Consider the following 14,158-nt stretch of genomic DNA (forward strand, 5'->3'; position numbering starts at 1 on the left):
TCCTCCGTGACCACCGCGCGTGGCGGCGCCGGCAGGTAGCTGTCCACGGTCTCCGCCTGCAGTTCCGAAGGAATCTTGTAGCTGACTTCGCTGTTGCCGGGGGCGGCAAGCTGGTCATCGCGGATGCGCTTGATCTCGTACAGCGGGGTATCGAAGTCGGGATTGGGCACCAGCGTGATATGTACGGCGTTGCGTTGTTCGATGGCGGCGATGGTGCCGCGCTTCTCGTTGAGCAGGAAGGTGGCGACCGGCACCGGCAGCTGGGCGACGATGCGCCCGGTACGCTCCTTCATCGCCTCTTCCTCGACCAGGCGCAGCACCGACAGCGCCAGCGACTCGACGCCGCGGATGTTGCCCTGACCGTTGCAGCGCGGGCACACGATGTGGCTGAACTCCGACAGCGAGGGTCGCAGCCGCTGGCGTGACATCTCCAGCAGGCCGAAGCGCGAGATGCGGCCGATCTGCACGCGCGCGCGGTCCACTTCGCAGGCCTCGCGCAGGCGGTTCTCGACCTCCTGCTGGTTCTTGCCCGAGTTCATGTCGATGAAATCGATCACGATCAGGCCGCCGAGGTCGCGCAGGCGCAGCTGTCGGGCGATCTCCTCGGCCGCCTCGAGGTTGGTGTTGAACGCGGTCTCCTCGATACCGGCGCCGCCGGTGGCGCGCGCCGAGTTGATGTCGATCGAGGTCAGCGCCTCGGTGCGGTCGATGACCAGCGCGCCGCCGGAGGGCAGGCGCACCTCGCGCCGGAAGGCGGTCTCGATCTGGCTCTCGACCTGGTAGCGCGAGAACAGCGGGATGTCGTCGGTGTAGAGCTTCAGCCGCGCCAGGCTATGCGGCATGACCTGCTGCATGAACTCGCGCGCTTCCTCGTAGATCTTCGGGTTGTCGACGATGACCTCGCCGATGTCCTTGCGGAAGTAGTCGCGCAGCGCACGGATGATGATGTTGCTTTCCTGGTAGACCAGGAACGGCGCCTTGCGCTCGCCGGCGGCCTTCTCGATCGACTCCCACAGCTGCACCAGGTAGTCGAGGTCCCACTGCAGCTCCTCGGTGCTGCGGCCGACGCCGTTGGTGCGCACGATGGCACCCATGCCGGCCGGGATGTTGAGCTCGCCCATGGCCTCGCGCAGCTCGCTGCGTTCCTCGCCCTCGACCCGGCGCGAGACGCCGCCGGCGCGCGGGTTGTTGGGCATCAGCACCAGGTAACGGCCGGCCAAGCTGATGAAGGTGGTCAGGGCGGCGCCCTTGTTGCCGCGCTCCTCCTTCTCGACCTGGACGATGAGCTCCTGACCCTCGCTCAGCACTTCCTTGATGTTGATACGGCCGGAGCCGGGATTGCCGCGGAAATAGGAGCGCGCGATCTCCTTCAGCGGCAGGAAGCCGTGCCGGTCGGCGCCGTAATCGACGAAGGCCGCCTCGAGACTGGGCTCGACGCGCGTGATGCGGCCCTTGTAGATGTTGGACTTACGCTGCTCCTTGGAGGGAACTTCGATGTCCAGGTCGTGGAGTTTCTGGCCATCGACGATGGCCACGCGCAGCTCTTCCGGCTGCGTCGCGTTGATCAGGATGCGTTTCATGGGTGGGGTGCTCTCGGGGCGCTCGACCCCCACCGGTTGCTGTGACCGCCCGCAAAGCAGGCAGCCGGCGATCGCCCATCAGAGGCAGCAGCAGAACGGCGATGTGGAACAGAATGTTCACGTTGTCCGTTGTGTGTCGCTGAACCTGGGGCGCCGGTGACGACGGTGGCGCCGGTTGATGAAAAATCCATTCGGACTGTCGCGGAACCGGTCGTGGCGAGGCGGCGATCAGGGGTGCTCTGTTAAACTCGCATGACGCGCCCGCGAACGCCTGCGGCCGAATACAGCCACCGGCCGTTTCCGTGCCGCCGTACCGCCTGTGCGGGCCGGCGTGCAACCATGCCCTTGTCGTGCAAGGACGACTCATTGTGCCACACTTGGTTTTCCCTGTATATACAGGCACATATCGGTACGAATCCGGGGCCGCCGCCAAATGCCCGCGATGACCGCGCGCAATCCACCTACGGTTCGCTACGTGGCGATCGCCGAGCGCGACGCCGGGCAGCGCGTGGACAACTACCTGCTGCGCACGCTCAAGGGCGTACCCCGTTCCCATGTGTACCGCCTGCTGCGCAGCGGCCAAGTGCGCATCAATGGCGGTCGGGTCAAACCCGACCGCAAGCTGCAGGCCGGTGACCAGCTGCGACTGCCGCCGGTGGTGGCCACCGCCGCCAGCCAGCCGCGCCGTGCCCCGGATGAACTGTTGCAGCGTGTGCGTGCCGCCGTTTGCCACGAGGACGAACACTTCCTGGTACTGAACAAACCGCCGGATCTGCCGGTGCACGGCGGCAGCGGCGTGGCCTATGGCCTGATCGAAGTGCTGCGCCAGGCGCGCCCGCAGGATGCGTTCCTGGAGCTCGGCCACCGGCTCGACCGCGAGACCAGCGGCTGCCTGGTGGTGGCGCGCAGCCGGGCCGCGCTCACCGCGTTGCATGCCGCGCTGCGCGAGGGCCGGGCGGAGAAGCTCTATCGCGTGCTCCTGGTCGGTGCCTGGCAGGGGAGCGCACGCGAGGTGGACGAAGCGCTGGCGAAGAACCGGGGGCAGGGCGGCGAGCGCAAGGTGCAGACTGCCGCCGATGGCCGCGCGGCTCGCAGCCGCTTCATTCCCGGACAGGTGCTGCGGCTGCCGGGCGGCATCGCGCTGAGCCTGATGCAGGTTCGCATCTATACCGGACGCACCCACCAGATCCGCGTACACGCCGCGCACCTGCAACACCCGGTGGCGGGGGACGGCAAGTACGGCGATTTTGAAGTGAACCGCCGGCTGCGCGAGTGGGGCTTGAAGCGCATGTTCCTGCACGCGGAATCGCTGAGCGCGGACCTGCCGGTACTGGGCCGCCGGCTGGCGGTACGGGCGCCACTGGCGGCGGACCTGCAGGCTTTCCTCGATCGCATCGGGGGCTGAGCGTGCGCGCCGATCTCGACCTGATCGTGTTCGACTGGGACGGCACGCTCATGGACTCGGCCGGCCACATCGTCGCCGCCATGCAGCACGCGATCCACGGGCTGGGCCTGCCGCCGCGCACGGACGATCAATTGCGCGAATTGATCGGCCTGGGGCTGAACGACGCCTTTGCCCGGCTGTATCCGGAACTCGACACCGCCGCGACGCTGCGGCTGCTGTCGCAATACCGGCAGCATTTCCTCAATCCGCCGGTACCGGAGGCTGCGCTGTTCACGGGTGTGCACGAGACATTGCGGCATCTGCAGGGCAGCGGTTATCGCCTGGCAGTGGCCACCGGCAAGAGCCGTCGCGGTCTGGAGCGGGCGCTGGCCGAGACCGGCCTTGCGCCGCTGATCGTGAGCAGCCGCTGCGCGGATGAATGCGCGTCTAAACCGAGTCCGCAGATGATCGAAGAAATCCTGTGGGAGTGCGCCGTCGAGCCGAAGCGTGCGCTCATGGTCGGCGACACGGAGTACGATATGGCGATGGCGCGCAGCGCCGGCGTGCCGGCGCTGGGTGTAGGCTGGGGCGTGCACGAGCCCGAGCGGCTGATCCGCGCCGGTGCGCATACGGTTCTGCCCTCGGTCCCGGATCTGATCGAGTGGCTGCAGGCCCGTGCTGCCGGCCGCAGCCGTTTGTGGCCCGATTCGCGCGCATCGGGCCACTGACCAGGGGAGGCAGACGTTTCCTGTTAGGTGAGATTGACCCGGACAGACCATGATGGATTCCTGCAAGCGCTTACTTCGGACCACTGGCCCCGTTGGCTTCCTGTTCTCTATCTTCATCGTCGGCATGCTGTGGCTGTCTTTCAGCCGCATCGTCCTGTTTGCGCTGCACAGCGATCGCCTGATGGCGGTCGAAAACGTCTGGAGGATGTTTCCGATCGGCCTGCGCATGGACAGCATTACCCTCTGCGTCCTGCTCATGCTGCCGGCCGTCGTGCTGCTCGCGCTGCCCGGGCAGCGCATCCGTTCGCGGCTGATCCCGGTGCTGCTGACCCTGCTGGCCGGCTTCGTGATCTACATGGAGATCGCCACGATACCGTTCATCGACGAGTACGATGTGCGGCCCAACCGGGTTTTCTTCGAATACCTGGTCTATCCGCGCGAGGTCTTTACCACGCTGGCGAAGGATTACCTGCCGATCATGACGATCGGCACCAGCCTGGTGCTTCTGCTCACGTATATCTTCTGGCGCATGGTCAGCCGCTGGCAGCAGCACTTCCAGGACTGGGCCTGGTGGAAGCGCATGGCAGTCCTTCCACTGGTGTTCCTGCTGCTGGTGCTGGGCGCAAGATCAACCCTGGGTCACCGGCCGGTCAATATCAGCACCGCGTCTTTCAGCAGCGATCACCTGGCCAACGATCTGGCTCTGAATTCGAGCTACTCGCTGCTGTACGCAATCTACAATCTCAAGCACGAGGAAGACGCAGCCAGGGTTTACGATGGCCACATGTCTGTCGAGGAGATGCTTGCCCGTGTACGGCGCTACATGGTGCCCGCCGTATCGGGGTTTCAGAGTCGTGACATCCCCACACTCCGTCTGCACGATCTGCCGCAGGTCGATGCAACCCCTCCCAATCTCGTCATCTTCGTGCAGGAGAGCCTGGGCGCGCGCTTCGTCGGCAGCCTGGGCGGCCTGCCCCTGACGCCCAACCTGGATCGTCTGAGTCAGGAGGGTCTGTTCTTTACCCAGCTGTATGCCACTGGCACGCGCACGGTGCGCGGACTGGAGGCGCTGGTGACGGGCTTTCCCCCGACACCCGCGCCGAGTGTGCTGAAGCTCAACGAGGCGCAGCGCGATTTCTTTACCCTGGCGGAACTGCTGAAAGCGCATGGCTACGCCACCGAGTTTATTTACGGCGGCGTCAGCAACTTCGACAACATGGCGGGATTCTTCCTGCGCAACGGCTTCGATCGGGTGATCGACCAGGATGATTTCGAGAATCCCACCTTTCTCGGGACTTGGGGGGTCTCGGACGAAGACCTGGTGGTCAAGGCCAACGAAATATTCAAGTCACATGGTGAGCGGCCGTTTTTTGCACTGATGCTGAGCACCACCAATCACTCGCCGTTCGAGTATCCGGAGGGACGCATCCAGCTGCACGAGCAGCCGGCCAATAACCGCCATAACGCCATGAAGTTTGCCGATTACGCGATCGGCAAGCTGTTCGATTTGGCACGTCAGGAGCCTTATTACAAGAATACCCTCTTCCTGATCGTGGCGGACCACGATACACGGGTGCAGGGTGCGGGTCTGGTGCCGATCGACCGGTTCCATATACCCGCGTTGATCATCGGACCGGGCGTGCCCAAACGACGTTACGAACAGCTGGCCAGCCAGATCGACCTGGCCCCCACACTACTGCACCTGATGGGAATCGAGACACAGCATCCCATGATCGGACGCGACTTGCTGCAGTTGCCTCCCCACATGCCGGGGCGCAGCATCATGCAATATGGGCTGAACAACGCCTTTCGGGTTGGTGACAAGGTGGCGATCCACGAGCCCGGCGGCAAGGTGGGCACCTATTACTGGCGTGACACTGGTCTGGTACCCGCGCCGCACGATGCCGAGCTCGAGCGCGACGCACTGGCCCATCTGCTGTGGGCATCCTGGGCCTACAGCGAGAAGCGTTACCGGTTGCCGGACGACGTGGCACTCTCCATGGCACGCGCGGGCAGCGGAATCGGCAGACCGGCCTCGGCGAGCAGGCGGCGTACCGCTATCAAGGGCAGCCCTATGAGTGCGGTCGGGTCATCGCTGCGCATCGACTCACACAGGCTGACGCCCAGGCCCTCGGACTGAAAGCTGCCGGCGCAGGCCAGCACCGATTCCTGCGCCAAGTAGTTTTCGATTTCGTCCGCGCTGAGCGGGCGGAAGTGGACGGCAGTCGGCACGGTCTCGCAGCCCACCACCCGGCCACCGGGCGCCATCACGCAGACCGCGGTCAGAAAATGTACGGTGCGGCCGGCCGCACGACTGAGTTGTTGCACGGCGCGTGCATGCGTATGCGGCTTACCGTAGATCTGACCGTCGAGCACCGCCACCTGGTCCGAGCCTATGACAATCGCGTCCGGGTGGCGCGCGGCCACCGCAGCGGCCTTGGCGCGGGCCAGCCGGTCGACCAGCGCTTCCGGCCGCTCGCCGGGCAGGGCGGATTCGTCGATGTCCGGTACCGACACTTCGAACGGTACCCCGAAGCGCGCCAGCAGAAGCCGCCGGTGCGGGGAACTGGAACCCAGGATGAGGCGCGGGTACTCGGTCATGCGGGGGCTGACGGGCTTGGGTCGCAGGGCAAGGCTTGATAGCGAAGGCGGAGCTGGAAGTCAAGCAATTCAGCCGCTTATGCTGCGCTTGCGACTGCAGAATCCTTTGACTTTGCCCAGGCGCGCCTCTATCATCGCGCCCCTATGTTTGGGGTCCTGCCGGACCGGATTGCGCCCGACCAGCTGCTGGCAGATGGCGGGCGGCTGCATGGCACACTGCCGCTGAAGCGACTGCTGCGGCTGGGCGAGCTGGCGCCGCAGCCGGCCGGCGAGGCCAGTGCCGACCTGACTCTCTGCCTGGATGCCCAGGGACGCTACTGGCTAGAGGGCCGCCTTCATGCCGATCTGGTTCTGCGCTGCGAGCGTTGCCTGGGCACGCTGGTCTGGCCAGTGGACGCCACGCTCGGTCTGTTCCTCGCTGCCAGCGAGCAGGCCGCGGCGGCGCTGTCCGAGGATGCCGACTACGTGCTCGCCGGCGAGAGCCTTGGCGTGCTCGAACTGATCGAGGACGAACTGATTCTCGCCCTGCCGCTGGTGCCCCGGCATCCGCCGGGGACGGAGTGCGGTGACCGGGCTGGGAAAGGGCCGGTGGCCGAGAGTGGGGAGCGGGACAGCCCCTTCGCTATACTTAAGCAACTCAGGATATAGATCCAGACAGGAGCGCCGACCATGGCCGTACAGAAAAGCCGAGTGACCCGTTCCAAGCGCGGCATGCGCCGCGCCCACGACGCGCTGTCGGCGCCGACCCTCTCCATCGAGCCGACCAGTGGCGAAACCCATCGCCGCCACCACGTAAGCCCGGACGGCTATTACCGCGGCCGCCAGGTCATCAAGCCGAAGAACGCCTGATGTGACGGGCGCCGCCCGGTGGTGCCCGTTGGATCCAATGCCCGAAGCGGTCACCATCGCCCTGGATGCCATGAGCGGGGACCACGGCCATGCGGTCGTGGTACCGGCCGCGCGTATCGCGCTGGAACGCCACCCCGAACTGTGTCTGATCCTTGTCGGCGACCGGCCGGTTCTGGAAACAGCCGCCCGCAGAGCCGGGCTGGTTCTGGGCCCACGTGTCGTCATCCAGCACGCCTCGCAGGTAGTGGAGATGGACGAGCTGCCGTCCAAAGCGCTGCGCGGCAAGAAGGATTCTTCCATGCGCGTGGCCATCGACCTGGTCAAAGAGGGCCGTGCCGCCGCCGCCGTGTCCGCCGGCAACACCGGGGCGTTGATGGCCACGGCACGCTTCGTACTCAAGATGCTGCCCGGCATCGACCGGCCGGCGATCATTTCCGCGATTCCCTCCGCCAACGGCCATACCCACATGCTCGATCTGGGCGCCAACGCGGAGTGCGAACCGGAGCATCTGTTCCAGTTCGCGGTCATGGGTTCGGTACTCGCCACCGCAGTCAATGGGATCGAGCGCCCCAAGGTCGCGCTGCTGAACATCGGCGAGGAGGAAATCAAGGGCAACGAGCAGATCAAGGAGGCCGCCCGCCTGCTGGCCGCCAGCTCGCTCAACTACATCGGCTTCGTCGAGGGCGACGACATCTACCTGGGCGACGTGGACGTGGTGGTGTGCGACGGCTTCGTCGGCAACGTCGCGCTCAAGACCAGCGAGGGCGTGGCCAAGCTCATCGGCCAGTTCCTGAAGGAAGAGTTCTCGCGGAACCTGCTCACCAAGTCCATGGCGGTGACCGCGATGCCCGTGCTCAGGGCCTTCAAGGACCGCGTCGACCCGCGACATTACAACGGCGCCAGTTTCCTGGGCCTGAACGGCATCGTGATCAAGAGCCACGGCAGCGCAGACGCCGTATCCTTCGCCAGCGCCATCCGCGTGGCGTTGATCGAGGTGGAAAAATCGGTACCCCGCCGCATTGGCCACCGGCTGGCGGAGTTGCTCGGTGAGCGTCCACAGTCGTCGGCCGCGTCAGCGGCCACGACGCTGTCGGCTTAGACTGCAGGATTCGGGCCTGTGCCGGAATGGGTTTCGCTGCGCATGAACTCTCTGGATCCCGGCTTGCGCCGGGATAGGTTTCGCTGCGCGAAACCTACTTGACCAGTTGGTTGAGGTCGAAGATCGGCAGCAGGATCGCCAGCACGATCACCAGCACGATTCCCGCCATCACCAGGATCATCACCGGCTCGAGCAGGGCCATCATCGCCGTGATCAGTGTTTCCGCTTCACGCTCCTGGTCCTGGGCCGCGCGCTCGAGCATCTTGTCCAGCTGACCCGAGGCCTCACCGCTGGCGATGAGGTGCAGGGTGATCGGTGGGAACAGCTTGTCCGCCGCCAGTGCGCGGTGTACGGCCGCGCCTTCGCGCACGCGCCGGGCGGCCTCTTCGACACACTCGCGCATCGGCAGATTGGTGATCACCTGTGCGGAGATGCGCATGGCATCCAGCACTGGCACGCCGCTACCGACCTGGATGCTGAGCGCGCGCGTGAAGCGTGCGGTGTTCACCCCACGCACCAGCCGGCCGATCACCGGCAAACCGAGCAGCCAGCGGTGGATCTTGCGCCGGCTGGCCTCGTTGCGCAGCGCGGCGCGCAGGCCGAGCGTACCACCGATAGCCAGCAGCACCAGCAGCCAGGAGAAGCTTTTCAGGAAGCTGCTCAGGGCCAGCATCATGCGTGTGAGCAACGGCAGCCGGGCATCCACGCTCTGGAACACCTCGACCACGTCGGGGACGACCTTGACCATCAGAAAGCTGACCACCGCCACCGCGAATACGATCAGGAAGGCCGGGTAGTACAACGCCGCCTGCACCTTGCGCTGCAGGTCCTGGCGCGATTCGGTGTAGTCGGCCAGCCGCTCCAGGACTTCGTCGAGGTGGCCCGAGCGCTCGCCTGCATCCACTGTGGCCACGTACATCTGCGGGAAAATGTGGGGAAATTCGCCCATGGCACTGGCCAGGGCACGGCCTTCGACCACACGTGAGCGCACACCCAGCAGAATGCCCTGCAGGCGGGTGCCTTCGGTCTGCTGCGAGGCGGCCAGCAGCGCTTCCTCCACCGGCATGCCGGAACGGCACAGCGTGGCGAGCTGGCGTGTGAGCAGCGCCAGCTCGGCACTGCCGATGCCGCTGCCGAATAGCCGCGATCGGCGGCGGCGGTCGGTGCTGGCCCCGACTTCGCGTACCTCCAGCGGGGTGAGGCCCTGCTCACGCAACTGCTGGCGTACCTGGCGCGGCGTGTCGCCCTCCAGCAGGCCGCGTTTCTGGCGGCCGCGCTCGTCGAGGGCGGTATATTCGAAGGCACCCATGCGATGGCGGCGGTCAGTTCTCGCGCGTCACGCGCAGGATCTCTTCCAGCGTGGTCAGGCCGGCCAGCACCTTGCGCTGTCCGTCCTGGCGGATGCTAGGCGAGGATTTGCGCGCATAGGCCTCCATGTCCGCTTCGGCCACGTTGTCGTGGATCATGCGGCGCAGGGTTTCATCCACCTCGACCAGTTCGTGGATGCCGGTGCGGCCACGATACCCCGTCTGACGGCACTTGTCGCAGCCGACCGCGCGGTAGATGATCGCTTTGGATTGTTCGCTCACGCCCAGCGCGCGGCACTCGCTGGCATCGGCCTCGTAGGGCTGTTTGCAGTCCGGGCAAAGCAGTCGCACCAGACGCTGCGCCAGCAGGCCGATCAGGCTCGACGCCAGCAGGAAGGGCTCCACACCCATGTCGCGCAGGCGTGTCACCGAACCGACCGCGGTGTTGGTGTGCAGGGTCGAGAGCACGAGATGGCCGGTCAGCGAGGCCTGGACGGCGATCTCGGCGGTCTCCAAATCGCGGATCTCGCCGACCATGACCACGTCCGGGTCCTGGCGCAGGATCGCGCGCAGCCCGCGCGCGAAGCTCATCTGGATCTTGGTGTTGACCTGGGTCTGGCCGATGCCGTCGATGTAGTACTCGATCGGGTCCTCGACCGTCATGATATTGCGTGTGCGGTCGTTGATGCGCGTCAGCGCGGCGTACAGCGTGGTGGTCTTGCCGGAGCCGGTCGGGCCGGTGACCAGGATGATGCCGTGTGGCTTGCGGATCAGCCGGTCCATCTTCTCCTGATCGCCGGCCGACATGCCGAGCTGCTCGAGGTCGAGGCGTCCGGCCTGTTTGTCGAGCAGGCGCAGCACCACGCGCTCGCCATGCCCGGCCGGGATGGTGGACACGCGCACGTCCACGGCGCGGCCGGCGACGCGCAGCGAGATGCGCCCGTCCTGCGGCAGCCGCTTCTCGGCGATGTCGAGCCGCGCCATGACTTTGATGCGCGACACGATCAACGGCGCCAACGCGCGCGGCGGCAGCAGCACCTCGCGCAGCACGCCATCCACGCGGAAGCGCACGGTCAGGCGGTTCTCGAACGGCTCGATATGGATGTCGGAGGCGTTTTCCTTGATCGCCTGAGTGAGCAGGGCGTTGATCAGGCGGATGATCGGCGCGTCATCCTGGCTTTCGAGCAGGTCTTCGGGCTCGGCCAGTTGCTGCGCCACCGACGCCAGGTCGAGATCCTCGTCCAGCCCCTGCATCATCTGCATGGCCTCCCCGGAACCCTCCTGGTAACTGCTCTGCAGCAGCGACTCGAACTGCTGTGCCGGTACCTGTTGCAGTTTGATCGGTCGTCCCAGGAAGCGACGCAGCTCGGCTGCGCTCTGCACGCTGGTGCCCTCGCGGCAGATCACCTCGTAATGGTCGCCCATGTCCTGGCTGACCAGGACGCCATGACGCTTGGCGAAGGCGAACGGCGGACGTTTGAGGGTGACCGCCATGCGCTCAGGGTTTGACAGCGGGCTGCGTGGCCGGCTTGGCTGGCGCGGTCGTGCCGGCGGCCGGCGGTCTGGTCGGCTGCGGGCTGTCTTTCTTGAGCTGCTCGATCGGCGGTGTCACCGGTACGTTTTCCTGGCCCATGAGCGGAATGCCACGCTGCTGCTGCTCCAGCTGGATGCCGCGCACGTAATCGTACTTGCGGCGGGTGTAGTAGTCGGCCACCGTCGGCTCGCGCAACACGGTCGGACGGATGAAGACCATCAGGTTGCGCTTGTCTTTGGTGACCTTGCGCGACTTGAACAGCTCGCCGAAGAACGGGATGCTGCCGAGCACCGGGACCTGATTGCGGTTCTCCGTGACATTGTCGTCGATCAGGCCGCCCAGCACGAGGATGTCGCCGTTGCCGACCGACACCGAGGTGTTGAGCGTGCGCTTGTTGGTGATCAGATCGACGGCGCGCAGGGCGCTGGCCGTGAGACTGGATACCTCCTGCTCGATCTTGAGCTTGATGTTGTCGCCTTCGTTGATCTGCGGGGTGATCTTGAGCGTCAGGCCGACGTCCTTGCGCTCGATGGTCTGGAACGGGTTCACGGTGCCGGTTCCGCCGCCGGTGCCGGTGTTCGTAAAGGAGCCGGTCAGGAAGGGGACTTCCTGGCCGACCGAGATCTCGGCCTCTTCATTGTCCATGGTCACCAGGCTGGGCGTGGACAGGATATTGGTCTTGCCGTCACCGGCCAGGGCCTTGATGATCGCGGCGATCGAGGTGCCGCCGGATTCGCCGCCCACACCGGCGGTGATGCCTTGGGACAGCAGGCCCAGCGCCGAGGCGCCACTGCCGGAAGCGGCCGCCGTACCGATGGCCGTCAGCGTGCTGGGATTCAGGATGCTGGCGAAGGCGATGCGGCCTTCCTCGAAGGCAGCGAGATCCACGCCCAGCTCGCGCGATTTGCTCTCGCTGACCTCGGCGATGATGGCCTCCACCAGTACCTGGGCACGGCGGATATCGAGCTGCTCGATGACCGAGCGCAGCGCGCGCATGGTCTTGGGCGGTGCGGTGATGACCAGCGAATTGGTACCCGGTTCGGGGATGATGCGGTATTCGTTCTGACCACCGGTGCGGTTGGCTGGAGCAGCCGCGGCGGCAGCGCCGGGCGCACCGCCGGCAGCGGCCGTCTGACTGGCTTGCGCGGCATAGCCTTCCAGCACCGGTGCCAGCTGCTCTGCCTCGGCATAGCGCAGGTAGATGACCTGCGTGTAGCCCTCGATGTCGGTAGCGGTGTCGAGTTGAGCGATCATGGCGCGCACCGCCAACCGCTGTGACTTGTCGCCGCCGATCAGTACGCTGTTGGTGCGTTCGTCGGCCACCACGCTGACCTGGGCGGCCGTGGGGTCGGCCTTCTTGGTTTCCTGGGTCAGGCTGGTCACCATGCGCACGACTTCTGCCGCGGCCGCATTCTCCAGCTTGATGACCTCGATTTCGCGGTCGCTGGTCTGGTCGATGCGACGGATGATGCTCTCGATGCGATCCACGTTCGAGGCACGGTCGGAGATGATCAGCATGTTCGAGCCTGGATAGGCGGCCAGATGGCCGTACTGCGGCACCAGCGGGCGCAGGATCGGGACCAGCTGCACGGCGGAGACGTTCTCGATCGCAATCACGCGCGTGACGATGTCGTCGCTGGCGATTCGCGCCTGCGCGCGGGCGCCGCCCTGGCGCGCCTCGGCTTCGGGCACGATCTTGATCACGTCGCCGACCGGTACCGCGGCGAAGCCGTGCACCTGCAAGATCGACAGGAAGGCTTCGTACACGGCATCCGGGGCGAGCGGTGTCGGGGACAGCACGGTGACCTTGCCCTTGACCCGCGGGTCGACGATGAAATTGCGCCCCGTGATCTCGCTGACGGTCGCGATCACCGCACTGATCTCGGCGTCCTCGAAATTCAGGGTCGCCGTTTCTTGGGCCGCTGTGATGCCGAGCGGCGCACTCAGGGCGAACGCCAGGACCGAATGCCGGAATACGCGCAGCACGGAGGATGTATTCATTGGTTGAGGTTCAGGTTGAGGGTACGGGTTTCACCACCACGATCCAGGGTGAGGGTCAGTTCGCTGACTTCTCTCAGGTCACCCAGCAGCTGCAGCGCCTTGGCGGCGTCGTCCAATTGTACGCCATTGACGCTGGTGACCATCTCGCCGGCGCGCAGCCCGACCTGCTGGAACAGGGCGCGATTGACACCGGGATAGAGGCGGTAACCTTGCAGTTTGCCGTCGGAATAGACCGGCTGCAGTCGCACGTACTGCGAGGCCTTGCCGGGCTCGCGCAGCAGTTCGTTGCGCAGTTCGGCCAGAGTAGTGGCCTCGCCGCCGGTACCGCCAGCGGTCGCGGTGGGCGCCACGGCCGGTGGGCTGTAGTTGGCGGCCGCGCTGCCGCCGGATTTGTTGCGCTCCAGCCGCAGGGTCTCGAAGCGCCCGCTGCGCTCCAGGATCACGCGATCGGCATGGATGGCTTTCAGGACCGCGCCGCCGGGCACGTCATCGCCCACGGCATAGGGCTTCTCCCTGCCGGAGGCGTCGGCGATCAGCGCGCGCGAAGCGGTTTCGCTGCCAAAGGCCAGTATGCCCTTGAGCTTGAGGTTGAGGGCGGTCTCTGGCGCGTCGACGGGGGCCGCGGTGCCGGTGGCCTGGCGCTGGCCGAACAGGTTGGCGGCGGCGATCTGCTCGAGGTTGACCTTGGGCAGCGCACCGCTGTGCGTGGGCAGCGGTGCGGGGGGCGGCAGGTCGAAACGGTCCTTGGGCAGCGGGTAGAGCAGCCAGGCCATGCGCGCCAGGCTGGCGGCGATCAGCAAGACCAGCAGCAGGTTGCAGGCGAGCGGCAAATGGCGCGCATACGGCGCCAGCGCCTGCAGTCGGTCTCTGCGCATCGTCTCCCCTCGCACCCGTGGGCCGGGCTGCTTCTAGTCTCCCGCATCATACCTACCGCCCGGAGGCCCGCACAAGCGTAAATATTCAGGAAACCCAAGGGCTTCCGGACGGTCTTTGGACTGTGGGATAAAATACGGCCATGAGCGGACCCAAGCAGGATCACGAGGATGGACTGGCGGTTGCGGTCGACAAGCCCAAG

At 65.9% G+C, this 14,158-nt stretch carries 11 protein-coding genes and 1 pseudogene; 6 read left to right on the forward strand and 6 right to left on the reverse strand.

The window, feature by feature from the left end; translation table 11 throughout:
- Positions 1-1,580 (reverse strand): Rne/Rng family ribonuclease (locus VNJ47_03200; GenBank protein HXG27838.1); only part of this gene is annotated, 1,580 nt, incomplete at its 3' end.
- A gap of 433 nt (positions 1,581-2,013) precedes the next feature.
- Between VNJ47_03200 and VNJ47_03205 the strand changes: the two genes are divergently transcribed.
- The 3 genes and pseudogenes from VNJ47_03205 (at position 2,014) to VNJ47_03215 (ending at position 5,394) form a co-directional block, all read left to right on the forward strand.
- Entirely contained in the window at positions 2,014-2,985 is a 972-nt protein-coding gene (locus tag VNJ47_03205; protein HXG27839.1) for an RluA family pseudouridine synthase, read from the forward strand.
- Positions 2,986-2,987: 2 nt separating this feature from the next.
- Positions 2,988-3,692 carry an HAD-IA family hydrolase gene (locus VNJ47_03210; GenBank protein HXG27840.1) on the forward strand — a complete coding sequence of 235 codons (705 nt, stop codon included), beginning with the start codon at positions 2,988-2,990 and terminating at the stop codon, positions 3,690-3,692.
- 823 nt (positions 3,693-4,515) lie between these two features.
- Positions 4,516-5,394, forward strand: a pseudogene (locus VNJ47_03215) (LTA synthase family protein).
- Between the two features lie 266 nt (positions 5,395-5,660).
- Here VNJ47_03215 and VNJ47_03220 read toward each other — a convergent pair.
- A complete protein-coding gene (locus tag VNJ47_03220; GenBank protein HXG27841.1) occupies positions 5,661-6,293 on the reverse strand; it encodes a Maf family nucleotide pyrophosphatase in 633 nt (210 codons plus the stop codon).
- A gap of 144 nt (positions 6,294-6,437) precedes the next feature.
- Between VNJ47_03220 and VNJ47_03225 the strand changes: the two genes are divergently transcribed.
- Genes VNJ47_03225 through plsX form a run of 3 tightly spaced genes read left to right on the forward strand, consistent with a single transcriptional unit; the run spans position 6,438 to position 8,241 of the window.
- Positions 6,438-6,941, forward strand: a complete 504-nt coding sequence (locus VNJ47_03225) for a YceD family protein (GenBank protein ID HXG27842.1) — start codon at positions 6,438-6,440, stop codon at positions 6,939-6,941.
- A 21-nt stretch (positions 6,942-6,962) separates the two neighbouring features.
- Complete coding sequence (gene rpmF / locus VNJ47_03230; protein ID HXG27843.1) at positions 6,963-7,142, forward strand: 50S ribosomal protein L32; 180 nt, start codon at positions 6,963-6,965, stop codon at positions 7,140-7,142.
- A gap of 37 nt (positions 7,143-7,179) precedes the next feature.
- Complete coding sequence (gene plsX, locus VNJ47_03235; GenBank protein HXG27844.1) at positions 7,180-8,241, forward strand: phosphate acyltransferase PlsX; 1,062 nt, start codon at positions 7,180-7,182, stop codon at positions 8,239-8,241.
- Positions 8,242-8,335: 94 nt separating this feature from the next.
- On the opposite strand, the gene gspF is transcribed toward plsX, so the two are convergent.
- Genes gspF through gspC form a run of 4 tightly spaced genes read right to left on the reverse strand, consistent with a single transcriptional unit; the run spans position 8,336 to position 13,958 of the window.
- A complete protein-coding gene (gene gspF / locus VNJ47_03240) occupies positions 8,336-9,550 on the reverse strand; it encodes a type II secretion system inner membrane protein GspF (protein HXG27845.1) in 1,215 nt (404 codons plus the stop codon).
- A gap of 13 nt (positions 9,551-9,563) precedes the next feature.
- Positions 9,564-11,042 carry a type II secretion system ATPase GspE gene (gene gspE, locus VNJ47_03245; GenBank protein HXG27846.1) on the reverse strand — a complete coding sequence of 493 codons (1,479 nt, stop codon included), beginning with the start codon at positions 11,040-11,042 and terminating at the stop codon, positions 9,564-9,566.
- A gap of 4 nt (positions 11,043-11,046) precedes the next feature.
- Positions 11,047-13,083 (reverse strand): type II secretion system secretin GspD, encoded by a 2,037-nt coding sequence (gspD, locus tag VNJ47_03250; GenBank protein ID HXG27847.1) that lies wholly within the window; start codon positions 13,081-13,083, stop codon positions 11,047-11,049.
- On the reverse strand, positions 13,080-13,958 hold the full coding sequence (gene gspC / locus VNJ47_03255) for a type II secretion system protein GspC (GenBank protein HXG27848.1): 879 nt from the start codon (positions 13,956-13,958) through the stop codon (positions 13,080-13,082). Before gspC ends, gspD begins: the two co-directional genes overlap by 4 nt.
- Between the last annotated feature and the right edge of the window lie 200 nt (positions 13,959-14,158).

It is taken from the genome of Nevskiales bacterium, from assembly GCA_035574475.1.
Taxonomy (GTDB): Bacteria; Pseudomonadota; Gammaproteobacteria; order Nevskiales; family DATLYR01; genus DATLYR01.

Coding starts and splice junctions, on each gene's coding strand:
- VNJ47_03205 (HXG27839.1), top strand. CDS start 2,014: ATGCCCGCGATGACCGCGCGCAATCCACCTACGGTTCGCTACGTGGCG.
- VNJ47_03220 (HXG27841.1), bottom strand. CDS start 6,293: ATGACCGAGTACCCGCGCCTCATCCTGGGTTCCAGTTCCCCGCACCGG.
- VNJ47_03225 (HXG27842.1), top strand. CDS start 6,438: ATGTTTGGGGTCCTGCCGGACCGGATTGCGCCCGACCAGCTGCTGGCA.
- rpmF (HXG27843.1), top strand. CDS start 6,963: ATGGCCGTACAGAAAAGCCGAGTGACCCGTTCCAAGCGCGGCATGCGC.
- plsX (HXG27844.1), top strand. CDS start 7,180: ATGCCCGAAGCGGTCACCATCGCCCTGGATGCCATGAGCGGGGACCAC.
- gspF (HXG27845.1), bottom strand. CDS start 9,550: ATGGGTGCCTTCGAATATACCGCCCTCGACGAGCGCGGCCGCCAGAAA.
- gspE (HXG27846.1), bottom strand. CDS start 11,042: ATGGCGGTCACCCTCAAACGTCCGCCGTTCGCCTTCGCCAAGCGTCAT.
- gspD (HXG27847.1), bottom strand. CDS start 13,083: ATGAATACATCCTCCGTGCTGCGCGTATTCCGGCATTCGGTCCTGGCG.
- gspC (HXG27848.1), bottom strand. CDS start 13,958: ATGCGCAGAGACCGACTGCAGGCGCTGGCGCCGTATGCGCGCCATTTG.